This window comes from Hymenobacter sp. B81, assembly GCF_044628455.1.
Lineage (GTDB): Bacteria > Bacteroidota > Bacteroidia > Cytophagales > Hymenobacteraceae > Solirubrum.
The window spans coordinates 1,821,422-1,844,231 of the sequence record NZ_JBIYZW010000001.1 but is presented as its reverse complement, the minus strand read 5'-3'; the positions used below and the strand labels follow the sequence as shown (position 1 = coordinate 1,844,231).

Genomic DNA, 22,810 nt, shown 5'->3' with positions numbered 1-22,810 from the left:
ACACAACGTTTGACCGAACCCCAAAAAGCCGAAACTTTGCTGCTTGCAAGGCCCTGATGGGCCGCCCGACCGATGCTGTATTACTTCTTTGATTTCTTGCACCGTCAGTACAATGTGCCCGGCACCGGGGTGTTTCAGTACACCTCGTTCCGCGCCGCGCTGGCCGTGGTCACCTCCCTCATCATTGCCCAGCTGTTTGGCAAGCGCTTGATTGCCGTGCTGCAGCGCAAGCAGATCGGGGAGGGCATCCGCGACCTGGGTTTGCAGGGGCAGATGGAAAAGAAGGGCACCCCCACCATGGGCGGGCTCATCATCCTGCTGGCCATTCTGGTGCCCACGCTGCTGTTTGCCAAGCTCGACAACACCTACATCATCCTGATGATCCTCTCCACGGTGTGGCTGGGGCTGGTGGGCTTCGTCGACGACTACATCAAGGTGGTCAAGAAAGACAAGGAGGGGTTGCCGGGCCGCCTGAAGATGCTGGGCCAGTTGGGTTTGGGCATCACGGTGGGCTGGGTGCTGTTTTTCAGCCACGACGTGACGGTGCGCCAGTATTTGCTGCCCAACGGCCAGTTTTCGGCCGTCGACGCCAGCAAGGCCTACCAGGACGTGAAGCTGATGATTACCACCATTCCCTTCGCCAAGAACAACGAGCTGAACTACGGCGACCTGTTTGCCACGGCCGGGGACTTCTTCAACGAGTACTACGCCTTCTTCTACATTCCCATCGTGATTTTCATCATCACGGCGGTATCGAACGGGGCCAACATCACCGACGGCCTCGACGGGCTGGCGGCGGGCACCTCGGCCATCATCGGCATCACGCTGGCCATTTTCGCCTTCGTGAGCGGCAACGCTGTGCTGGCCGACTACCTCGACATCATGTTCATTCCGAACGTGGGCGAGCTGGTGATTTTCTGCACCGCCTTCGTGGGGGCCTGCGTGGGCTTTCTGTGGTACAATAGCTACCCGGCGCAGGTGTTCATGGGCGACACCGGCTCGCTGGCCATCGGCGGCATCATCGCGGTGCTGGCCCTCATCGTGCGCAAGGAGCTGCTGATTCCGGTGCTCTGCGGCGTGTTTCTGATCGAAAACCTCTCGGTCATCGTGCAGGTGAGCTACTTCAAGTACACCAAGAAGAAGTACGGCGAAGGCCGCCGCCTGCTGCGCATGTCGCCCCTGCACCACCACTACCAGAAGCTGGGCTACCACGAGTCCAAAATCGTGTCGCGCTTCTGGATTGTGGGCATTATGCTGGCCGTGCTGACCCTGGTAACCCTCAAACTGCGCTAAGAATTATGGCCAAGATTGTCATCCTGGGTTCGGGCGAGAGTGGGGTAGGGGCGGCGCTGCTGGCCCAGGCCAAGGGCCACGCCGTGTTCGTGTCAGACGGCGGCGCGCTCAAGTCCCCGTACCGCGAAAAGCTCACCCGCGCCGGCATCCGCTTTGAGGAAGGCACGCACACGCTCGAAGAAATCCTCGCGGCTGACGAAATCGTGAAAAGCCCCGGCATTCCCGAAAAAGCCCCGGTGATGCAGGCCATCCGCGCCCAGGGCATTCCGGTAATTTCGGAAATCGACCTGGCCAGCCGCTACACCCGGGCCCAGAGCATTGCCATTACCGGCACCAACGGCAAAACCACCACCACGCTGCTCACCTATCACCTGCTGAAGGAAGCCGGCTTCAAGGTGGGCCTGGCCGGCAACGTGGGCTACTCGTTTGCCGAGCAGGTCATCGAGGATGCCTTCGACTGGTACGTGCTGGAGCTGAGCTCCTTTCAGCTCGACGACACCCACGACTACGTGCCCACGGTGGCCGTGCTGCTCAACATCACGCCCGACCACCTCGACCGCTACCACTACTCCCTGGAGGAATACGCCCAGGCCAAGCTGCGCATCACCCGCAACCTCGACAGCAGCTCGTATTTCATTTACAACGCCGACGACGAGGTTATTCAGCGCGAGTACCAGTCGGTGTTCGTCGATACCAACGATTTGCCCTTCAGTTTGCAGGCCGAGCCGCGGGTGCGCTGCGCCGCCCGCTACCGCGCCGATGCCGAGCTGCGCCTGGACGTGCCCGAGCTGCAGGACGAGCCCGAGGTGGTGAACGTGAGCGGCTCGCCGCTTATTGGCCTGCACAACCGCCAGAACCTGGCCGCGGCCGTGCTGGCCGCCCGCGTGGCCGGCGTGTCGGTGGGGCAGATCGAAGCCGCCCTGCCCACCTTCCGGAACGCCGAGCACCGCCTGCAGCCCGTGGGCGAAATCGGCGGCGTGCGCTTCATCAACGACTCGAAGGCCACCAACGTGGAAGCCGCCTGGTACGCCCTCGACGGGGTGAAGGCGCCCATCGTGTGGATTGCCGGCGGCACCGACAAGGGCAACGACTATGCTACGCTGCAGCCGCTGGCCGAGCACAAGGTGAAAGCCCTGATCTGCCTGGGCGTCGACAACGCCAAGCTGCGCGCAGCCTTCGGCAGCCGGGTGCCGCACCTGGAAGAGACGCAATCGGTGACCGAGGCCGTGCGCCGCGCCCACGCCCTGGCCGCGCCCGGCGACGTGGTGCTGCTCTCGCCGGCCTGCGCCAGCTTCGACCTGTTCAAGAACTACGAGGACCGCGGCCGGCAATTCGCCCAGGCGGTAGCGGAACTGAGAACTGAGAGTGTAGAGCCAGGAACCTAGATCGTTCTGGCAGCGCAACGTTTACCCGCCTCTTTCTCAGTTCTCAGCTCTCAAGTCTAAGCTCTACATCCGATGGAACCCGTTAAAACCTGGCTGGAGAAGAACCTGAAGGGTGACCCGGTGCTCTGGGCCATCGTGCTGGTGTTTTCGTTTATCTCCATTGCGGTGGTGTACTCGGCCACGGGCACGCTGGCCTACAAGAAGATGGGCGGCAACACCGAGTACTTCCTCATCAAGCACACCGGCCTGATTGGGGTGGGACTGTTCTTTGCCTGGCTGGCCCACCGCATCGACTACCGTCACTACTCGCGCCTGTCGCTCTACGCCCTGCTGCTGTCGTTGCCGCTGCTGATCTTCACCTACTTCGTGGGCGGCACCACCGTCAACGACGCCTCGCGCTGGCTTACCATCCCGGTCATCAACCAAACCTTCCAGCCTTCCGACCTGGCCAAGCTGGCGTTGATTTCGCACCTGGCTTCGATGCTCAGCCGCCGCCAGCAGTACATCGACAACTTCACCACCACGCTGCTGCCCGTGATTTTGTGGATCGGCGCCATCTGCGGCATCATCGTGCTGTCGAACGCCTCCACGGCTCTGCTGCTGTTTTTCACCTGCCTGCTGCTGATGTTCATTGGCCGGGTGCCCCTCAAGCACATCCTGCTCACCATCCTCATCGGCGTGACGGTGGGCGGGGGGGCCCTCACTCTGGGCCAGCGCTGGGGCACGGTGCAAAAGCGCATCGAGTCGTTTACTGACAAGTCGAAGCCGCTGCCCTTCCAGCTCGAGCACTCCATGATTGCCATTGCCGGCGGCGGCCCCATCGGCAAGGGCCCCGGCAACAGCACCGAGCGCAACATCCTGCCCCACCCGTACTCCGACTTCATTTACGCCATCATCATCGAGGAATACGGCATGGTGGGCGGCGTTTTCGTGCTCTTCCTCTACCTGGCCTTTCTCTACCGGGGGCTGCTCACCGTGATGCGCAGCTACGGCGCCTTCGGGGGGCTGCTCTCGGCGGGGCTGTGCTTTAGCCTGGTGCTGCAGGCCATGGTAAACATGGGCGTGGCCGTGGGCCTGGGCCCCATTACCGGCCTGCCGCTGCCCATGTTGAGCATGGGCGGCACCTCGCTCATCTTTACCGGCATCAGCATCGGCATCATTCTGAGCGTGAGCCGCGGCGACCGGGAAATCCGCCCCATGGCCGGCGAGGCCGACGACACGCCCCGCATTCCCAAGCAAACGGCGCTGGCCTGAATCAATGACTAAATGAAAGAATGATTGAATGACTGAATAGCCGGACGGCGCGCTCCTGATGCCGCGCAATAATTCAGTCACCCAACCGCTCAATCATTCGCTCATTCAATCACTCAACCATTGCAACTAATGCCCGACCAGGCCCACCATATCGAGCCCGACCTCACTGCCAGCTGCCGCGTCATCATCAGCGGCGGGGGCACGGGTGGCCATATTTTCCCGGCCGTGGCCATTGCCAACGAGCTGCGCCGCCGCCGCCCCGACGCCGATATCCTGTTCGTGGGGGCCCTGGGCCGCATGGAAATGACGCGCGTGCCCGAGGCCGGCTACCGCATCGTGGGCCTGAACATCTCGGGGCTGCAGCGCCGGCTCACGCCCGAAAACCTGCTGTTCCCGCTCAAGGTGTTCCGCTCGGTGCGCAAGGCCGGTGAGCTGCTCGAAACCTTCCGGCCCGACGCCGTGGTGGGCGTGGGCGGCTACGCCTCGGCCCCGGTGCTGCTGGCGGCCACCTCGCGCGCCATTCCAGCCCTGATTCAGGAGCAGAATTCCTACGCGGGCCTGGTCAACAAGCTGCTGGCCCGCCGCGTGGATAAGGTCTGCGTGGCCTACGAGGGCATGGAGAAGTTTTTCCCCGCCGACAAGCTCGTGCTGACCGGCAACCCCGTGCGTGCCGAAATTGCCGGCGGCGACCGAGCCGCGGCCCTGCGCTTCTTCGGCCTCGACCCCAGCCGCCCGGTGCTGCTGGTGGTGGGCGGTAGCCTGGGGGCACGCACGCTGAACGAGGCCACGGCCGCCGCGCTGCCGCGCCTGCGCGAGGCGGGCGTGCAGCTGCTCTGGCAAACCGGCAAGCTGTACTTTCCCAGCGCCCAGGAGCAGGCCGCGCCCTTCGCCGCCGACCACCTCTACGCCCACGAGTTTATTCAGCGCATGGACCTGGCCTACGCCGCCGCCGACGTGGTTGTGAGCCGCGCCGGGGCCTTGTCGGTGTCGGAGCTGTGCCTCACGGGCAAGCCCTGTGTGCTGGTACCCTCGCCCAACGTGGCCGAAGACCACCAGACCAAGAACGCGCTGGCCCTCTCGACCCGCGGCGCCGCCCTGCAGGTGTCGGACGCCGACGCGCCCCGGCAGCTCTACGACGTGGCCCTGGCCCTGCTGGCCGACCCGGCCCGGCAGCAGGAGCTGCGGCGCCGCATCGAGCCGCTGGCCCGCCCCGCGGCCACCCGCGCCATTGTGGATGAGCTGGAAACCCTCATTGAACGCCGCCAAGCGGCCTCGGTCCGATGAACCCGGTAGCGCAGTTTCCCTACGTGTACTTTCTCGGCATCGGCGGCATTGGTATGTCGGCGCTGGCGCGCTGGTTCCGGGCCAATGGCCACCAGGTGTGGGGCTACGACAAAACCCGCACCCCGCTGACCGAGGCGCTGGCAGCCGAAGGCATCGAGGTGCACTACGACGACGAGCCGGCGCACATTGCCGCCGAAGTGCGCGCCAACCGCGACCAGACGCTGGTGGTGCTCACGCCCGCCATTCCGAAGGACCACCGGGAGTGGGCCTGGCTGCGGGAGCAGGGCTACGACATCCGCAAGCGTAGCCAGGTGCTGGGTTTGCTCACGGCCGGCCGCCGCACCGTGGCCGTGGCCGGCACCCACGGCAAAACCACCACCAGCAGCATGGTGGCCCACCTGCTGCACCACGCGGGCGTGCCCGCCGGCGCGTTCCTGGGCGGCATTTCGGTGAACCTGGGCTCGAACATGCTTTTGCCGCCGACGCAGGAAGAACTGACAACTGCCAACTCGCCGCTGACAACTGACCAGGTACCCATCGTGGTGGAGGCCGACGAGTATGACCGCTCGTTTCTGACCCTACACCCCGACGTGGCCATCGTCACCAGTACCGACGCCGACCACCTCGACATCTACGGCGAGCAGTCGGCGCTGGTAGAGTCGTTCCGGCAGTTCGTGGGGCAGATCCGCTCCGGCGGCACGCTGCTGCTCAACCACACCGCCGACCCGAGCCTGGCCGGGGCAGTGGCACCCGGCGTGCGGGTGCTGCACTACGGCCTCACACCCGAACAGGGGCCCGAGCTGCACGCCGCCGACCTGCGCCCCGCCGGCTACCAGTTTCACTTCACCCTGCACGGGCCGCAGGGCACGGTGCCGAATCTGGAGCTAGCCGTGCCGGGCTTTCACAACGTGGAAAACATGCTGGCGGCGGCCGGCGCGGCCCAGCTGGTGGGCTTGCCCACCGACAAGCTGGCGGCGGCCGTGGCGGCCTACCGCGGCGTGAAGCGGCGCTTTGAGTTCGTGCTGACCAAGGGGCAGGAGCGCGCCTACCTCGACGACTACGCCCACCACCCCCGCGAAATCGAGGCGTTCCTGCGCTCGGTGCGGGCCCTGTACCCTGGCAAGCGGCTGCGCGTGATTTTTCAGCCCCACCTCTACACCCGCACCCGGGACTTCGTGGCCGGCTTTGCCCAGAGCCTGAGTTTGGCCGACGAAGTTTTTTTACTGGACATCTACCCGGCCCGCGAACTGCCCCTCGAAGGCGTGTCGTCGGAACTCATTCTGCATCAGCTCACGGCCCCGCGCACGGCTTTGCTCAGCAAACCCCAGGTGCTGGAAGCCGCGGCCCGCGACGACAACTTCGATGTGCTGGCGACCGTAGGCGCGGGAGACATCGACCAGCTCGTCCCGGAATTGAAAAAAATCCTGCACCGGAAGTGGTATGGCGCTGAAGCGTAAGGCAAAAAATGTACTTTTCATTGTCGGTAGCTTGCTGCTGGTATCCGGCCTGTCGGTGTTTGCCGCCGTGCGCCAGGCCCAGCGCCCCGTGGGCCGCGTCATTGTGACCATCGGCAACGAGTTCAACAACTTCTTTATCAGCGAACAGCAAGTGACCAGTCTGCTCACCCGCAACGGCCACCAGCGCCTAGTAGGCGCCGACCCCGCGGGCCTGGATTTGAAAACGCTGGAGCAGCGCCTTAAAACCCACCCCTTCGTGCGCGACGCGCAGGTGTACCGCGATTTGGCCGGCAACCTGCACGCCGACGTGCGCCAGAACCGCCCCATTGCGCGCCTGACCCACGCCGACGCCCGCCAAGACGAATACCTCGACGCCAGCGGGCAGGCCCTGCCGCTGTCGGCGCTGTACTCGGCCCGGGTGGTACCCATTGCCAAGCTCAACGGTCAGCCGCTCGACGCCGCCTTTTTTCAGGCGCCCGAGGGCCGGCGCTACCTGGAGTTTCTGCGCTACATCGACGAGCGGCCGTTCTGGCGGGCGCAGGTGGCGGAAGTATTTATTTCGCCCAACGGAAAACTCATTTTCACCCAGCAAGTCGGTGACCAGCGCGTTGAATTTGGATTTCCGGAGAATATTCCGGAAAAATTTGCGAAACTCATGGTATTTTACCGCCAAATTCCGCCCGCCCTCGGATGGGACACTTACCACCGCGTAAATGTGGAATTCCAGAACCAAATAATTTGCGAATAACGGCGCCGTTAAATCCCCTGATTTACCGGCCTTTCGGCCTGCAAACACCACTACACCGCATTACCCCGCCAGCCTCAACTCAACATGCAGCAAGATAAGATTGTAGTCGGCCTCGACATTGGCACCACCAAAATCTGCGCCCTGGTGGGCCGTAAAAATGAGTTTGGCAAACTCGAAATTCTGGGCATGGGCAAAGCCGTGTCCGAGGGCGTGGTGCGCGGAATCGTGTCGAATATCGACAAGACGGTGGACGCCATTAAACGCGCCATTCGCCAGGCCGAAGAACAGTCGGGAATTAATATCGGCATCGTCAACGTGGGCATTGCCGGCCAGCACATCAAGTCGTTGCAGCACAACGGCTCGATTACCCGTGCCTCGGCCGACAGCGAAATCACCCACGACGACGTGAGCCGCCTCACCAACGATATGTACCGGCTGGTGACCCCGCCCGGCTCGGAAATCATCCACGTAATGCCCCAGGACTACAAGGTGGATTACGAGGAAAACATCATGGACCCGGTGGGCATGTCGGGCGTGCGCCTGGAGGGCAACTTCCACATCATCACCGCCCAGAGCACGGCCATCAACAACATCCATAAGTGCGTCACCAAGGCTGGGCTGGAAATCGACAACCTGATTCTGGAGCCGCTGGCCTCCTCGATGTCGGTGCTGTCGGACGAGGAAAAGGAAGCCGGCGTGGCCCTGATTGACATCGGCGGCGGCACGACGGACCTGGCCATTTTCAAGGACGGCATCATCCGCCACGCGGCGGTGCTGCCCTTCGGCGGCAACATCATCACCAGCGACATCAAGCAGGGCTGCCTGGTGATGCAGAACCAGGCCGAGCAGCTCAAGACCAAGTTCGGCAAGGCCATTGCCGAGGAAGCCTCGGAGTACGAAATCGTGAGCATTCCGGGCCTGCGCGACCGGGCGCCCAAGGAAATCAGCCTGAAAAACCTGGCCTACATCATCGAGGCCCGCATGGAGGAAATCCTGGAGCTGGTGTACGCCGAGATTCAGCGCACGGGCTACGACAAGAGCCTGGCGGCGGGCATCGTGCTCACCGGTGGCGGCGCGCAGCTGCAGAACCTGGTGCAGCTCACCGAGTACATCATGGGCATGGACACGCGCATCGGCTACCCCAACGAGCATTTGGGCAAGTCGCGCATTGAGGCCGTGAAGTCGCCCATGTACGCCACCACGGTGGGCCTGGTGCTGGCCGGCTACCGCTCGCTCGACGAGCGCGGCATGCGCCAGCACTACGACGAGCAGCCCGCCACGCGCCAGAACGAGGCACCGGTGCGGCCGGCCGCGGCCGCCAGCCCGACCCAGCCGCAGCCCGCGCCGGCCAAGAAGCCCTCGGCCGCCGGCAACTTCTTCCGCGACATTCTCACGCGCACGAAGGGCCTGCTCATCGACGACTTCGACGACAAACAGTACTAGGCATTTAACATTGATCATTTATCATTTAGCACTTGGCAGTAGGGGAGAAACTGGTAGCAGGAACTTCCAAGCGGCTGATAAATGATAAATGTTAACTGGAAACTGAATTCGCCATGGATTTCAAATTTGATATTGCGCCCCAGGGCAAGTCCATCATCAAGGTGATTGGCGTGGGCGGCGGCGGCTCCAACGCCGTGAACCACATGTTCGCCCAGGGCATCAAGGACGTCGAGTTCATCATCTGCAATACCGACAAGCAGGCGCTGCAAAGCAGCACCGTGCCCAACCGGCTGCAGATTGGGGTTGACCTCACCGAGGGCCTCGGCGCGGGCGCCAACCCCGAGCGCGGCAAGCAGGCGGCCATCGAGAGCCGCGAGCAGATCCGCGAGCTGCTCAGCAACGGCACCAAGATGGTGTTCATCACCGCCGGCATGGGCGGGGGCACCGGTACCGGGGCCGCCCCGGTTATTGCCAAGGTGGCCAAGGAGTTGGGCATTCTCACGGTGGGCATCGTTACGGCCCCGTTCATGTTTGAGGGCCGCCGCAAGCGCCAGCAGGCCGAGCAGGGCATTCGCGACCTGAGCGAGAACTGCGACACGGTGCTGGTCATCCTCAACGACAAGCTGCGCGAGATGTACGGCAACCTGCCCATCCGCTCGGCTTTCGCCAAGGCCGACAACGTGCTGAGCACCGCCGCCAAGTCCATTGCCGAAATCATTACGGTGACGGCCGACGTGAACGTGGACTTTGAAGACGTGAAAACCGTCATGAAGGACTCGGGGGCGGCCGTGATGGGCTCGGCCATTACCGAAGGCGAAAGCCGCGCCCGCCGCGCCGCCGAAGAGTCGCTGGCCTCGCCGCTGCTCAACAACACCGACATCCACGGCGCGCAGAAAATCCTGCTCTCCATCATGTCGGGCGACCAGGCCGAGCTGGAAATGGACGAGCTCACGGAAATCACGGAGTACATCCAGGACAAAGCCGGCCAGGACGCCGAGGTGATTTTCGGCCACGGCATCGACCCGTCACTGGGCCAGAGCATCCGCGTCACGGTTATTGCCACTGGCTTTGCCCACGAAGGCCACAGCATCACCCAGCCCTTCGTGCTAAAGGACCAGGAGCCGGCCGCCGCCCCGGCGGTCAGCGCCGACCCGCAGATCAACTTGTTCGACAAGGACCGCCACGAGCCCGTGGCCGTGCGCCCGGTGGTGAGCGGGCCGGTAGCCAGCGCCCCGGTGGCACCCTCGGATTTTGCCCCCGTGGTGGTGCCGGCCCCGGTAGCGCCGCCCGCACCCGAAGCGCCTAAGGTTACCTACGAGCTGGAGCAGTCGGCCTCGCCCTTCGTGCCGCCGGTGGTGTTCCCGGTTTCGCCGGCCCCCGAGCCCCAGGTGGTGCAGCAAGCCCAGCCCGCGCCGGTAGCGGCCCCTGCTCCGGCTACCCGCCAGGCCCTCGACGCCCGCGCCGAGGAGCGCCGCCGCCGCCTGATGGAGCTCAGCAACGGCCTCTCGACCGACGCGGTGAAGGAGCAGCTGGAAGTGCCCGCCTACCTGCGGCGTCAGGTAAAGCTGGAGAACGTGCAGCCCTCCTCGGAGCGCAACATCTCGCGCTTCAACCTCTCGGACGACAACGAGCTGCTGGGCGACAACCGCTTCCTGCACGACAACGTGGACTAAGCCGCCGCGCTGATTCAGCCACCAAAAAGCCCCGTCGAAGAGAATCGGCGGGGCTTTTCGTTTTCAGATAACTCAGCGGTAGGCGTAGCCAAGGCGCCGAATCAGGGGTTTTTCGAGCGCGAAGTGGATGCCGATGGCCAGCAGCTGCAGTAGCAAAAAGCATAGCAGCAGGTTGGTGGTTACGTGCAGGCGCAGCCACTGGTGCACCGGGCCCATGTGCACGAGCAAAAAGGCAAAGGCCGTGCGGCCCAGTAGCTGCATGGGGCGGGTAGCCAGCAGCCACTGCAGGGGCGAGGCCTCGGTGAGCAAACCCCAGATGAGCAGGGCAGCGGCTACGGGGCGCAGGCCGTTGTGCAGCAGCTTGCCCAGCGGCGCCTGCAGGCCGGCCTCGTGGCTGCCGCGCACCGCCGCCAGCAGGGCCAGTACCCCCAGCAGCCCCAGCAGCCCCAGCAGCGTAGCCGGAGCCCAGCGGCGGGCCGAAGCGGCCCCACGTCGCTGCCGAAACCAGGCGGCCAGCTGCAAACCCAGTAGCAGCTCGAAGCAGCGCCCGAAAATGGTGGCCTGCAGCATAAAACCCAGGTCGCCCAGCACCAGACCGGGCTCCAGGGGTAGCTGCCGGGCCAGCCAGACCAGCGTCACCCCCGCGGCCAGCAGCGCCGGCAGCCACTGCCAGCGCGGGCCGAATGAGCCGCGGCGCAGCAGCAACCAGGGCATCAGCAGGTAAAAACAGGCTTCCACGGTAAGGGCCCAGCCCTGCGAGAGGCCGCTGAGCAGGTATTGGTCGGAAAAGCCCCGCAGCAGACTGATGTTGAGCAGGTATTCCGTCCAGCTGAACGAGCCGCCGTCGTGGGCTTTCAACAGCAGGGCAGCGGTGGTGAGCAGGAAGTACAGCGGGTAGATGCGCACGAGGCGCTTGCGCAGAAACCCCATGGGCCAGCCCGGCCGGGGCAGCGCGGCTACCGCCGGGGCGTACTGCAGCCCGATGAGCAGGCCGCTGAGCACGAAAAAGATGGTCTGCCCGGTGTAGTTTTCGTTGGCCAGGGCCGGAATCAGCGTGCCGAAGCGCGGGCCGCTGAAGGGCTGGAAATGGTAGCTGAAAATCAGCCAGGCCGCCACGGCCCGCAGGCCGGTCAGGGCGGGGTGGTAGCCGGCGGCGGCAGACGACGAGAACGGAGAAGCCGGGGCAGGTGCGGGAGCAGCGGAAAGCACGCGCCGAAGATACGCGCCGGGCCTAGTTCGGTGCGGCGAAGCGCGGGTCGGCGATGAACGTGGAATCGGTCAGCGCGTGCAGAAACGCAATGATCTGCCGCTTTTCGGTGGCACTCAGGCTCATGCGGCCGCTGGGGTGGTTGGTGCTCACGGCCAGGTTGCCGTCGGTGGTGGGCGTCACCTGCACATGGTCGCTGTAGTGGTCGAGCACCTGCTCCAGGGTCTGAAAGCGGCCGTCGTGCATGTAGGGCGCGGTCAGGGCAATATTGCGCAGGGTAGGAGCCTTGAACTTGCCCAGGTCGGCAGGCAGCCCGGTAACGCCGTTGCGGCCGGGGTCAGGGAAGGTCAGGTCCAGGCCGTTGTTGAAGAACTCCCCGCGCGGCGCGCTGAAGGTAGGCGGCACGTGGCAGTGGAAGCACTCGGCCCCGCGGCGCCCCGGCACGGCGTGGGTGTTGAACAGCGCAAAGCCGCTGATGGCCTCCTGGCTGAGCGCCGTCCGGTCGCCGGCCACGAACCGGTCGTAGCGCGAGTTGGTCGATACCAGGGTGCGTTCGAACTGGGCCAGGGCCTTGAGCACATTTTCCTCGCTGATGCGTGCCGAGCCGAAGGCCCGGCGGAACAGGGGTGGATACTGCTCGTTCTGCTGCAGCTTGCGCACGCCCTCGGCCAGCGACTGGTGCATTTCCAGCGGGTTTTCGATGGGCACCCGGGCCTGCTGCTCCAGCAGGGTGTTGGCCCCGTCCCAGGTCAGGTGCTGGTCCCACACGATGTTGGTCAGCGACATGGAGTTGCGCGGGTGCGGGCGCCCGTCGACGCCCACCGAGCGGGCCAGCCCGTCGGTGAAGGCCTTGCGTTGCTGGTGGCAGGAGCCGCACGACTGCGTGCCGGTGGCCGAGAGCTGCTTGTCGTAGAACAGGCGGCGGCCCAGTGCCACGCCTTCCACGGTAGTCGGGTTATCGGCCGGGGCTGCCAAGGCCGGGAAGCCGCGCGGAATTGGGTCATAGGCGTATGGTGTGGTAATGGCGGGGCCTTCCACATCCAAGTCGGGCTTGCAGGCGACCACCAGCAGCAGCCCCGCGGCGAGGCCGGCCAGTATTCCACGATACGAAACGAGGCGAAGCAAGGGGCGGGTAAAGCTAGGCGTGAGGATGAGGCAGGAAGGTAAGCACTTTCGCTCCCTAACACCACCGCCCACCCCAGCGGTTCGGAGCGAGGTTGAATTGGCCGGAATTGCCCGCCGGCCCGGGCCAGGCTACTTCGGGGCGGCCAAGCGCGGGTCGTTGAGGAAGGCCTCGTCGGTGAGGGTGAGCAGAAAGGCTTCGATTTCGGCCTGTTGCTGGGCCGTGAGCGGAATGCCCAGGCGACCGGTGGGCTGGCGCAGCAGTGGGTCGAGCGTGGGTGAGTCCTGCACGCCGTGGTCGTAGTGGGCCAGCACCTGGGCCAGGGTCTGAAAGCGCCCGTCGTGCATGTAGGGGGCGCTGCGGGCCACGTTGCGCAAGCCGGGTACCTTGAATCGGCCCCGGTCGCGGGCCAGGCGGGTGATACCCGCCCGACCCGAATCGGCAGGAAAGCGCGCGTCGAGGCCGTTGTTGCGAAACGACTCGTCGGTAAACAAATCGGTGGCGTGGCAGCCGGCGCAGTGCTGGGCAAACAGCGCCCGGCCCCGCAGCTCGGGCGCGGTGAGCGTGCCGCCGGCCTCAGCCCGCACGTGCCGGTCGTAGCGCGAGCTGGCCGAGGTGAGGGCCGCAGTGAACTGGGCCAGGGCGCGCAAAAACTGCTGCGAGTTGATGGGGCCGGGACCGTACACGGCAGCAAACTGCTGGCGGTACTGCGGGTCGGCGTTGAGGCGCTCCAGGATGCCGGCCAGGGTCGCGTCCATTTCCACTACGTTGTGGATGGGGGCCAGCGGCTGCACTTCCAGGTGCGAGGCACCGCCGTCCCACATAAAGCTGCGGCCCCAGCGCAGGTTTTGCAGGGCCGATGAGTTGCGCAGGCCCAGGCGCCCGCCCACGCCGCGGCTGAGCCGCTGGCCGGCATCGGCAAACGCGGCGGCCTGCTGGTGGCAGGAGCCGCAGGAGATGGTGCCGTCGCCCGACAGGCTGGGGTCGTAGAACAACTGCCGGCCCAGGGCGAAGGCGGCGGCGCTGGGCGGGTTGGCGGCGGGGGCATACACCGGCGCGGGGAAGTTGCCCGGCACCGTGGCGCCGGGCACTTCCGCGGCCGGCCGCAGGTCGCGGTCGGGGTGGCAGCCGCCCAGCAGGAGCAGGGCGGCCAGCAGCAACCAGAGCCGGTGCGTCATGGCCCGCGGGCTTAGTTCTGCACGTCGGCGACGCGCAGCATGGTTTGGTAGTTGTCGGCCAGCTTCATGGCGTCGGCGCCGCTGTGCACGTTGCGGTACTGACTGATGGGGAACGGAGCTTTACCGGAAAACACCTGCTGCACGTCGGCCTGCAGCAGGACGGTGGAGGCTTTGCCGGCCCCCACCACGAGGCGGCGGGCCCCCAGCGCGGGCGACACTACCCGGGCCGTATTGAAGGGGTGACGGGCCCCGCCGGCGTGGTACTCAAAGGGCGTGTTGCCGGGCACCGACTGGCCTTCCAGCTTAAAGAACACGTAGCCCGTTTCCCAGGTCCAGTACATGCCGTTGAGCACGTCGAGCGCGCCGGTTTGGGCGCCGGCGTAGTTGCGCACGCTGTCGACGCCCAGGGTAAAGGTGAGCTTGGTGTACTCGCCGGGCGGAATGCCCGCGACGGTGAAACTTTTGGAACCTGGGTCCGACTCCTTCACGATGCGGTAGCTTTCGGGCTCCCGCCACTCCGTGCCATCGGCCTGGGTGAGGCGGAGGTTGGAAATGAAGTAGTTGAAGCGGCTCACGCGGAAGGCTTCGCCGTGGGCATTGGTATAAGTGCCGGTGGTCAGCGCCAGCGGCTGGGTACCCACCAGGTGCTCTACCTTGACGTCGAGGCGGCCGTCGGCGGGCTTGGGGTCGTCGGGTTTCTTTTTCTTGTCGCAGGCCGACAGCAGCAGGGTGGGCAGCAGCAGGGCCAGCCAGGTTACGCGGGTAAGCAGGTTCATCAGGCAGATGCAGTTTGGGGTGGAAAGGCGGCCGGGCGCCGCGCCGGGGCGCAGCCCTTACCCGGCCAACAGCCGCAACCCTGTTGGAAGTTGCGGCCCGTGGCAATCAGCCCCGAACCAGCGGGGGATGAAACACGCCCGGCGCCGGCCGCGAGGGGCAGGGCTGGGCCGCTGCCGGGGCAAATGCCCGCCGCTCCGCCTGCTCGGGCAGTACAGCGGGCAGCGGCTGGTAGCCGGCAGGCAGGGCATCGTACTTGATTTTCGCCAGCTCCGGGGCGGGTGCCGGTCCGTCGGCGGCGGCGCGGCGCAGCTGCTGGCGCAGGTGGCAGCGGCCCTGGCAGCGCAGCTCGGGCCGGCTCTTGTTCACACAAAACAGCTGGGTGATGCGGGCTTTGTTGGCCTGGTAGTCGAGCACCAGCAGCTCGCGGCCGAAGGTTTGCAGCAGCAGGAGCACGACCAGGAAGCAGGCCAGAAAGCGGGGCACGGCAGAACGTTGCGAGGCGGGTAGCGCTAAAGATACGCGGCCCGCGAGACAATCGGGCCTAAAACCGCAGCAGCAGCTCGGCCTGCTCGCGCAGCAGCTGGTGGTAGAGCGGGTAGCTGAGCTGGCCGTCGTCGCTTAGGTGCTGATCGATGAAGGGCAGGCGCACGCGCTGGGGCAGCACGGCCGTGCCCAAGTACATCAGCACGTCGCTCAGGTGGCTCAGGGCCAGCAGCCCGCCCTGGCCGCCCGAGGATAAACCCACCAGTGCGGCCTTTTTGCCGCGGATGCCGCCGGGGTAGGGTAGCCCGTCGATAAAGGCCTTGAGGGCGCCGGGGTACGAGCAGTTGTACTCGGGCACCACAAACACCAGCTTGTCGGCCTCGCTGGCCTGCCGGGCCAGGTGGTTGAAGCCGGAATGCCGACCGGCGTTGTGGTACAGGGCTTCGGTCAGAAAGTTGGCGGGCAGCTCTACCAGATCCAGAATCTGGTGCGGGGCCGCGTGTTCACGCAGCAGTTCGGCGTAGAGGTTGGCCACCCGGCGCGCCCGGGAGCCGGGGCGGTTGGTGGCAGCAACGATGGTTATCATGCAAGAAGCAATTATCAATGGGTCAGGGCGCCGGGCTCAGGAGTCTATACCTTATTGACTGCTCATTGTTCACTGAGGCGGCGGCACCCACAAAAAAAAGCGAACCAGCCGGGCCGGTTCGCTTTTCTGGGGACTGCCAATTCGGCTTACGCCAGGTTGTTGGACGTAACCTTGGCCGCCAGGAATTCGCGGTTCAGGATGGCGATGTTGTCGAGCGAAATGCCCACCGGGCACTCGGCGGCGCAGGAGCCGATGTTGGTGCAGGCGCCGAAGCCTTCCTTATCCATCTGGGCTACCATGTTTTCCACGCGCTGCTTGCGCTCCACCTGGCCCTGGGGCAGCAAGGCCAGCTGGCTGACCTTGGCCGAAACGAACAGCATGGCCGAGGCGTTTTTGCAGGCCGCCACGCAGGCGCCGCAGCCAATGCAGGTGGCCGCGTCGAAGGCCTGGTCGGCAATGTGCTTGGGAATCGGAATTTCGTTGGCGTCGGGTACGCCGCCGGTGTTCACGCTCACGTAGCCGCCGGCCTGAATGATGCGGTCGAAGGCCGAGCGGTCCACGCTCAGGTCTTTGTTGACCGGGAAGGCCTCGGCGCGCCAGGGCTCGATGGTAATGGTATCACCGTCGGAGAACTTGCGCATGTGCAGCTGGCAGGTGGTGGTGCCGGGCTCGGGGCCGTGGGCGCGGCCGTTGATGAACAGGTTGCACGAGCCGCAGATGCCTTCGCGGCAGTCGTGGTCGAAGGCTACGGGCTCTTCGCCCTTGCGCAGCAAATCCTCGTTGAGCACGTCGAGCATTTCCAGGAACGACATCTCGGGCGAAATGTCGCGCACCTGGTAATCCACGATGCGGCCGTCGGCGTTGCGGTTGCGCTGCCGCCACACCTTCAGCGTGAGGTTCATGGGTTTGGCGTTGGGGTTATTTCCAGCCATTGTATTCTTGGTATTAAGTCGTTGGTATCTGGTATTAGGACTAAGGTGTGAGACAGGGGAGCGGCTAGTCAGCCGTCTGAATACTCACTACCTAATACCCAATACTACTTGTAGCTGCGCTGGGTGAGCTTCACGTTTTCGAACTGCAGCTCTTCCTTGTGCAGCGTTTCCGGCACGTTGTCGCCCTGGTACTGCCAGGCGGCCACGTAGGCGTAGTTGTCGTCGTCGCGCTTGGCTTCGCCTTCTTCGGTGGCAAATTCCTCGCGGAAGTGGCCGCCGCAGCTTTCGTTGCGGTTCAGCGCGTCGTCCACCATCAGCTCGCCCAGCTCCAGGAAGTCGGCCACGCGGCCGGCTTTTTCCAGGGTCTGGTTCATTTCCTCGTTCAGGCCCACCACTTTCAGATCGGTCCAGAACTCGCGGCGCAGCTGCTGAATGGCCTGCTTGGCAAACTTGAGCCCCTCGGCGTTGCGGGCCATGCCGCAGTACTCCCACATGAGGTGGCCCAGGGCCTTGTGGAAGTCGTCGGGGGTGCGCGTGCCGTTGATGCTCATCAGCTTGCCGAGCCGCTCGCGCACGCCGGCCTCCGCTTCCTGGAAGGCGGGGTGGTCGGTGGTCACGGGCTTGGGCGGCGTCTGGGCCAGGTAGTCGCCAATGGTGTAGGGAATCACGAAGTAGCCGTCGGCCAGGCCCTGCATCAGGGCCGAGGCGCCGAGGCGGTTGGCCCCGTGGTCGGAGAAGTTGCACTCGCCCGTGGCGTAGAGGCCCGGCACGGTGGTTTGCAGGTTGTAGTCGACCCACAGGCCGCCCATGGTGTAGTGCACCGCCGGGTAGATGCGCATGGGCACCTCGTAGGGGTTTTCGCCGGTGATTTTCTCGTACATGGCAAACAGGTTGCCGTACTTCGAGCTCACCCAGTCGGCGCCGTTGCGCTTGATAGCGTCGGCGAAATCCAGGAACACGGCCAGGCCGGTCGAGCCCACGCCGCGGCCCTCGTCGCACATCATCTTGGCGTTGCGCGAGGCCACGTCGCGCGGCACCAGGTTGCCGAAAGCGGGGTACTTACGCTCCAGGAAGTAGTCGCGGTCGTCCTCGGCAATGTCCTGCACGCGGATCTGACCGGCGCGCAGGCGCTCGGCCATTTCCACCGTCTTGGGCACCCACACGCGGCCGTCGTTGCGCAGCGACTCCGACATGAGCGTGAGCTTGGACTGGTAGTCGCCCGACACCGGAATGCAGGTGGGGTGAATCTGGGTAAAGCAGGGGTTGGCAAACAGGGCGCCCTTCTTGTGGGCGCGCCAGGCGGCCGTGGCGTTGCTGTACTTGGCGTTGGTGCTCAGGTAGAACACGTTGCCGTAGCCGCCGGTGGCCAGCACTACGGCGTGGGCCGCGTGCTGCTGAATTTCGCCGGTGATGAGGTTACGGGTGACAATGCCCCGGGCCTGCCCGTCGACAATGACCAGGTCCAGCATCTCGGTGCGGTTGTACATCTTCACCTTGCCGTAGGCAATCTGGCGCGAGAGGGCCGAGTAGGCGCCCAGCAGCAGCTGCTGGCCGGTCTGGCCGCGGGCGTAGAAGGTGCGCGACACCTGCGCGCCGCCGAACGAGCGGTTGTCGAGCAGGCCGCCGTACTCGCGGGCGAAGGGCACGCCCTGGGCCACGCACTGGTCGATGATGTTCACCGACACCTGCGCGAGGCGGTACACGTTGGCTTCGCGGGCGCGGTAGTCGCCGCCCTTCACCGTGTCGTAGAACAGGCGAAACACCGAGTCGCCGTCGTTCTGGTAGTTTTTGGCGGCGTTGATGCCGCCCTGGGCCGCGATGGAGTGGGCGCGGCGGGGCGAGTCGTGGAAGGAGAAGGCCTTCACGTTGTAGCCCAGCTCGGCCAGCGAGGCGGCGGCCGAAGCGCCGGCCAAGCCGGTACCCACCACGATGATGTCGTACTTGCGCTTGTTGGCGGGGTTGACGAGCTTGACGTTGAACTTATGCTTTTCCCACTTCTCGCTGATGGGTCCTTCGGGAATCTTTGCTTCCAGCTTCATAAGGTGCAAACTGGTGAGGTTACTTAGTGAAGAAGAAGTACAGCGGCATGGCGGCGAAACCGGCGCACACGATGATGGCGAATGCGTAGCCGAAATACGTGAGGAAGGGCGTGTACTTGCGGTGGGTCAGGCCCAGGGTCTGGAACGCGCTCTTGAAGCCGTGGATGAGGTGGTAGCACAAAGCCGCCTGCGCCAGCACGTACAGCAGCACGTACCACCACTGGTGGAAGGAAGTAACGACCAGCGTGTAGAGGTCGTCGTTGCTGTTGATGTCCTTGTCCAGGTCGCCGAAACGGGCGCGCCAGAAAAAGTTGTAGAGGTGAATGATGAGGAACACCAGAATCACCGTGCCCAGCAGGCCCATGTTGCGCGAGGCCCAGGGGCTGTTCTGCTCGATGTGGTCGACGGCGTAGCGCTGCTTGCCCCGGGCCGCGCGGTTCTTGCCGCTGAGCACGATGGCCTCGTAGATGTGAAACACAAATCCCGCCACGAGCACGAGTTCCAGCGTGCGGATGACGGGATTGGTACCCATGAAGTGAGAGTAGATATTAAAAGCGACCCCGCCATCGTTCTTGAACAATTGGAGGTTGCCGATCAGGTGAATCACCAGGAACGAACACAAAAACAAGCCCGTGATGGACATGACGATTTTGCGGCCGATGCTGCTGGAAAGCGCGTTGCTAAGCCAACTCATAGGGGAACGAAAGAGTGAAAGAAAGGGCGGTTGTATCGGCCAAAGGTACGGGCCGACCCGCTACGAAACAATTAAGCGTTTTGGGCCTTTCTGAGGCTGAACCAGCCTGCTTCGCTTGTCGTTACAGGTGACACGTCGCCCAAGCAACCCCGCTCCCCGGGATTTTGTTAGGTTGCCGTCTGCTTTTTCCTGACCTTCTGGGTATCTCCCCGCAGTTTCCAACGGCTCACTTCTATGCTGTATCTGCTACTTCGCCGCCTGGGCCGCCCTGGGCACCTGTTGTGCTTACTCCTGCTGGCGCTGCTGGCGGCTCCCGAGCAGGCGCTGGCCTCGCACATTCGCGCCGGCGACATCCAGGCCCGCAGCGACACCACCCTGCCCGTGTCGGCGCGCAACCCGCGGCGGGTGTTCTTCAAGATGATTCTGTACATGGACCCCACCTCGCCCGCCATCGGGCAGCGGGAGGAAACCATTTACTTCGGCGACGGCACCCGCTCGGTACCGCAGGTGCCGGTGGCCTCCGAGCTGATGCTGAGCAACAACGTGCTGCGCCGCACCTACCTGTTCGAGCACACCTACAACGCCCCGGGCAGCTACGTGGTCAGCCTCATCGGCGAAAACCGGGTGGGCACGGTGCGCAACATGCTCGACCCCATCAACCAGACCTTCTACATCTACACCCGCGTCACCATCGACCCGGTGCTGGGCGTGAACAGCTCGCCGGTACTCAACGCGCCGGCCGTTGACCTGGCCGCCGTGCGCCAGGTGTATTTGCACAACCCCGCCGCCTCCGATGCCGACGGCGACTCGCTGGTCTTCAAGCTGCAAATCTGCAAGCAGGAACCCCGGGGCGTGCTGGGCACCAACGTGGGTCCGCCGCCCAACAGGCCCAGCCCCCAGAACTGCACGGGCTACAAGTTTCCCAACAGCCAGGACCCCGACGTGTCGCCCGGTGGCGTGCAGGTGGCTTTCGATGGCCCACCCGCGCCGGTGCTCAACGCCCCAGCCATCTTTGAAATCGACGTGAACACCGGCCAGCTGGTGTGGAACTCGCCCAGCACCGTGGGCGAATACAACGCCGCCTTTCTGGTGGAGGAGTGGCGCCGCGTGCCCGGTGCCCAGCCCCGCCTGATTGGCGAGGTATTGCGCGACATGCAGATTTCGGTGCGCCCCACCAACAACCTGCGCCCCGTGCTGCGCATTCCCAAAGACACCTGTGTGGTGGCCGGCACCACGGTAATTGGCCGCGTAACGGCCACCGATGCCAACAACAACCTGCTGCGCCTGCAGGCCTTCGGCGGCATGCTGCCCCCGGCTACCTTCAGCCAGACCGTCAGCCAGCCCGGCAACGCCCAGGGGCTGTTTCGCTGGACCACCACCTGCGACGACGTAGCCAGTGACCCGCATCAGGTGCTGTTCAAGGTCGAAGACGTGATTAACGCCCCCGGCGTACCGCTCACCGACCAGAAAGCCTGGCGCATTAAGGTGGTAGGCCCGCCGCCCACCGGGGTGCTGGCCCAGCGCATGGGCGCCAACGTCATCGTGACCTGGAACCTGTACGGCTGCAACCGGCCGGGCGTGAAGCTGCACCTCTACCGCAAGGAAGGCCCGTCGAACTTCAGCCCCGACGCCTGCCAGACCGGCATTCCGGCCTCCACGGGCTTTGTGCGCATTGCCACCCTGGGGGGCGACGCGCAGTCGTACCTCGACACCCGCGGCGGCCAGGGCATGGAGCGCGGCAAAACCTACTGCTACCGCATCTACGCCGAGTTTCCGCGGCCGGCGGGCGGCGAGAGCCTGGCCTCGGCCGAAACCTGCGTGGAGTTCGATGGCCGTCCGGCCGTGCTCACCCACGTGACGGTGGACCGCACCGACGCCACCAACGGTCAGATTACCGTGCGCTGGACCCAGCCCAAGCCCGGCACCAACCCGCCCTTCAACGCCCCGCTGGGCTACCGCCTGGCCCGGGCGCCGCAGAGCAGCCCCACCGCGTTCCAAACCATTGCCACGTTTAACCGCCTCAGCGATACGGTGCTGGTGGATACCGGCCTGAACACCCTGGGCAGCGGCTACACCTACCGGCTGACCTTCTTCAGCAAGGCCACCGCGCAGGCCGCCGACACGACGTACATCCGGGAAATTGCCGACCCGGCTTCGAGTGTGCGCCTGAGCGGCCGCGCCGATACCGTGAACACCGGCATCGTGCTCACCTGGGCCCACGCCGTGCCCTGGAACAACTCGCTGAAGCCGGCCACCATCTTCCGGCGCGATGCCAGCGGCAACTTCGTGCAGCTGGCCACCGCCGCCAACACCCAGACCGGCGGCAGCTACACCGACCGCAACGTGCAGGTGGGCCGCACCTACTGCTACTACGTGCGCACCGAGGGCTCCTACGACGACCCGCTCAACATTGGGCTGCCGCAGAACCTGGTGAATTTGAGCCAGGAGCTGTGCGTGCAGCCCACGCCCTGCCGCCCCATTCTCACGGTGCGCGCCACCAACTGCGACTCGCTCAACGCCAACCTGTTCAACCTGGGCAAGGTGCCGGCCGGTACGCTCTACACCAACCGCCTCAGCTGGGTGCTCGACAGCAACTCGCCCGCGGGCTGCAGCCAGGCCATTGCCTACTACCGCCTGTTCGTGCAGAACGAGCCCGGCGCGGCGTTTGTCCTGCTCGACTCGACCCGGCAGACCAGCTACGTGCACGACAACCTGCCCTCGGCGGCGCTGTGCTACCGCGTGCAGGCCGTCGATTCGCTGGGGCAGCGCAGCGCTCTGAGCAACGTGGCCTGCAACGATAACTGCCCGCTGTTCCTGCTGCCCAACATCTTCACTCCCAACGGCGACGGACTCAACGAGACGTTTACGCCCAAGGTGGCCAGCCCCGTAACCCGGGCCCGGGTGCAGATTTTCAACCGCTGGGGCGTGCAGGTATATAAAGGCGACGCCAACCCCGCGACGCTGGTGCTCTGGGACGGCGGCGGCGCCCGGGGCGGCGAAGGCGGCGGGCGCGACAGCGGCGCCCGCGTCTCCGACGGCATCTACTACTACCTGGTGGAAGTGGAGTTTGCCGACCGCAACAAAACCCAGAAAACCTTCAAGGGCTGGGTAGACGTCAAGCGCTAAGCACGCCGGCCCACCGACCGATTCAGGCAAGCAAAGGCCACCCCGCGGGGTGGCCTTTGTTGTTGAGCCAGGGCGGCCCCAGCACCATTGCCGGCAATGCCCATAGGGGGCGTGCCGGCGGCTGACGG

18 protein-coding genes are annotated in these 22,810 nt (G+C 65.0%); 9 read left to right on the top strand and 9 right to left on the bottom strand.

Annotated elements, in window-relative coordinates:
- The first annotated feature begins 72 nt into the window (after positions 1-72).
- From mraY to ftsZ, 8 genes are all read left to right on the top strand, one after another.
- Positions 73-1,293, top strand: coding sequence for a phospho-N-acetylmuramoyl-pentapeptide-transferase (gene mraY, locus ACE191_RS08130; RefSeq protein ID WP_400191695.1), 1,221 nt, complete (start codon positions 73-75; stop codon positions 1,291-1,293).
- A gap of 5 nt (positions 1,294-1,298) precedes the next feature.
- Positions 1,299-2,678, top strand: a complete 1,380-nt coding sequence (gene murD, locus ACE191_RS08125; protein WP_400191694.1) for a UDP-N-acetylmuramoyl-L-alanine--D-glutamate ligase — start codon at positions 1,299-1,301, stop codon at positions 2,676-2,678.
- Between the two features lie 72 nt (positions 2,679-2,750).
- Positions 2,751-3,932: an FtsW/RodA/SpoVE family cell cycle protein gene (locus ACE191_RS08120; protein WP_400191693.1), complete on the top strand. Its 1,182-nt coding sequence runs from the start codon at positions 2,751-2,753 to the stop codon at positions 3,930-3,932.
- A 129-nt stretch (positions 3,933-4,061) separates the two neighbouring features.
- Complete coding sequence (gene murG / locus ACE191_RS08115) at positions 4,062-5,216, top strand: undecaprenyldiphospho-muramoylpentapeptide beta-N-acetylglucosaminyltransferase (protein ID WP_400191692.1); 1,155 nt, start codon at positions 4,062-4,064, stop codon at positions 5,214-5,216.
- Positions 5,213-6,673: a UDP-N-acetylmuramate--L-alanine ligase gene (gene murC / locus ACE191_RS08110; protein WP_400191691.1), complete on the top strand. Its 1,461-nt coding sequence runs from the start codon at positions 5,213-5,215 to the stop codon at positions 6,671-6,673. Before murG ends, murC begins: the two co-directional genes overlap by 4 nt.
- Before the next feature lie 31 nt (positions 6,674-6,704).
- A complete protein-coding gene (locus ACE191_RS08105; protein WP_400191690.1) occupies positions 6,705-7,421 on the top strand; it encodes a cell division protein FtsQ/DivIB in 717 nt (238 codons plus the stop codon).
- 84 nt (positions 7,422-7,505) lie between these two features.
- Complete coding sequence (ftsA, locus tag ACE191_RS08100; protein WP_400191689.1) at positions 7,506-8,864, top strand: cell division protein FtsA; 1,359 nt, start codon at positions 7,506-7,508, stop codon at positions 8,862-8,864.
- Between the two features lie 113 nt (positions 8,865-8,977).
- Positions 8,978-10,537 carry a cell division protein FtsZ gene (ftsZ, locus tag ACE191_RS08095; RefSeq protein WP_400191688.1) on the top strand — a complete coding sequence of 520 codons (1,560 nt, stop codon included), beginning with the start codon at positions 8,978-8,980 and terminating at the stop codon, positions 10,535-10,537.
- A gap of 72 nt (positions 10,538-10,609) precedes the next feature.
- Here the strand turns inward: ftsZ and ACE191_RS08090 are convergent, their stop codons facing one another.
- The 9 genes from ACE191_RS08090 to ACE191_RS08050 form a co-directional block, all read right to left on the bottom strand.
- Positions 10,610-11,746 carry an acyltransferase family protein gene (locus ACE191_RS08090; protein WP_400191687.1) on the bottom strand — a complete coding sequence of 379 codons (1,137 nt, stop codon included), beginning with the start codon at positions 11,744-11,746 and terminating at the stop codon, positions 10,610-10,612.
- A gap of 22 nt (positions 11,747-11,768) precedes the next feature.
- Complete coding sequence (locus tag ACE191_RS08085) at positions 11,769-12,869, bottom strand: cytochrome-c peroxidase (RefSeq protein ID WP_400191686.1); 1,101 nt, start codon at positions 12,867-12,869, stop codon at positions 11,769-11,771.
- A gap of 129 nt (positions 12,870-12,998) precedes the next feature.
- Entirely contained in the window at positions 12,999-14,045 is a 1,047-nt protein-coding gene (locus tag ACE191_RS08080; protein ID WP_400191685.1) for a cytochrome-c peroxidase, read from the bottom strand.
- Positions 14,046-14,056: 11 nt separating this feature from the next.
- Complete coding sequence (locus ACE191_RS08075; protein ID WP_400191684.1) at positions 14,057-14,821, bottom strand: MbnP family protein; 765 nt, start codon at positions 14,819-14,821, stop codon at positions 14,057-14,059.
- Positions 14,822-14,927: 106 nt separating this feature from the next.
- Positions 14,928-15,305 carry a hypothetical protein gene (locus ACE191_RS08070; RefSeq protein ID WP_400191683.1) on the bottom strand — a complete coding sequence of 126 codons (378 nt, stop codon included), beginning with the start codon at positions 15,303-15,305 and terminating at the stop codon, positions 14,928-14,930.
- Between the two features lie 58 nt (positions 15,306-15,363).
- Positions 15,364-15,891: an NADPH-dependent FMN reductase gene (locus ACE191_RS08065; protein ID WP_400191682.1), complete on the bottom strand. Its 528-nt coding sequence runs from the start codon at positions 15,889-15,891 to the stop codon at positions 15,364-15,366.
- 146 nt (positions 15,892-16,037) lie between these two features.
- Entirely contained in the window at positions 16,038-16,793 is a 756-nt protein-coding gene (locus tag ACE191_RS08060) for a succinate dehydrogenase/fumarate reductase iron-sulfur subunit (protein ID WP_400191681.1), read from the bottom strand.
- A gap of 134 nt (positions 16,794-16,927) precedes the next feature.
- Positions 16,928-18,862: a fumarate reductase/succinate dehydrogenase flavoprotein subunit gene (locus ACE191_RS08055; RefSeq protein WP_400191680.1), complete on the bottom strand. Its 1,935-nt coding sequence runs from the start codon at positions 18,860-18,862 to the stop codon at positions 16,928-16,930.
- A gap of 19 nt (positions 18,863-18,881) precedes the next feature.
- The gene (locus ACE191_RS08050) at positions 18,882-19,556 is read right to left on the bottom strand and encodes a succinate dehydrogenase cytochrome b subunit (RefSeq protein WP_400191679.1); all 675 of its coding nucleotides are present in this window, start codon (positions 19,554-19,556) and stop codon (positions 18,882-18,884) included.
- A 234-nt stretch (positions 19,557-19,790) separates the two neighbouring features.
- Here ACE191_RS08050 and ACE191_RS08045 point away from each other — a divergent pair, with 234 nt between their 5' ends.
- A complete protein-coding gene (locus ACE191_RS08045; protein WP_400191678.1) occupies positions 19,791-22,682 on the top strand; it encodes a gliding motility-associated C-terminal domain-containing protein in 2,892 nt (963 codons plus the stop codon).
- Positions 22,683-22,810 lie beyond the last annotated feature (128 nt).

Excerpts from the sequence above, each read along its gene's own strand:
- mraY (WP_400191695.1), top strand. The coding sequence starts at position 73 with ATGCTGTATTACTTCTTTGATTTCTTGCACCGTCAGTACAATGTGCCC.
- murD (WP_400191694.1), top strand. The coding sequence starts at position 1,299 with ATGGCCAAGATTGTCATCCTGGGTTCGGGCGAGAGTGGGGTAGGGGCG.
- ACE191_RS08120 (WP_400191693.1), top strand. The coding sequence starts at position 2,751 with ATGGAACCCGTTAAAACCTGGCTGGAGAAGAACCTGAAGGGTGACCCG.
- murG (WP_400191692.1), top strand. The coding sequence starts at position 4,062 with ATGCCCGACCAGGCCCACCATATCGAGCCCGACCTCACTGCCAGCTGC.
- murC (WP_400191691.1), top strand. The coding sequence starts at position 5,213 with ATGAACCCGGTAGCGCAGTTTCCCTACGTGTACTTTCTCGGCATCGGC.
- ftsA (WP_400191689.1), top strand. The coding sequence starts at position 7,506 with ATGCAGCAAGATAAGATTGTAGTCGGCCTCGACATTGGCACCACCAAA.
- ftsZ (WP_400191688.1), top strand. The coding sequence starts at position 8,978 with ATGGATTTCAAATTTGATATTGCGCCCCAGGGCAAGTCCATCATCAAG.
- ACE191_RS08080 (WP_400191685.1), bottom strand. The coding sequence starts at position 14,045 with ATGACGCACCGGCTCTGGTTGCTGCTGGCCGCCCTGCTCCTGCTGGGC.
- ACE191_RS08075 (WP_400191684.1), bottom strand. The coding sequence starts at position 14,821 with ATGAACCTGCTTACCCGCGTAACCTGGCTGGCCCTGCTGCTGCCCACC.
- ACE191_RS08065 (WP_400191682.1), bottom strand. The coding sequence starts at position 15,891 with ATGATAACCATCGTTGCTGCCACCAACCGCCCCGGCTCCCGGGCGCGC.
- ACE191_RS08060 (WP_400191681.1), bottom strand. The coding sequence starts at position 16,793 with ATGAACCTCACGCTGAAGGTGTGGCGGCAGCGCAACCGCAACGCCGAC.
- ACE191_RS08055 (WP_400191680.1), bottom strand. The coding sequence starts at position 18,862 with ATGAAGCTGGAAGCAAAGATTCCCGAAGGACCCATCAGCGAGAAGTGG.
- ACE191_RS08050 (WP_400191679.1), bottom strand. The coding sequence starts at position 19,556 with ATGAGTTGGCTTAGCAACGCGCTTTCCAGCAGCATCGGCCGCAAAATC.
- ACE191_RS08045 (WP_400191678.1), top strand. The coding sequence starts at position 19,791 with ATGCTGTATCTGCTACTTCGCCGCCTGGGCCGCCCTGGGCACCTGTTG.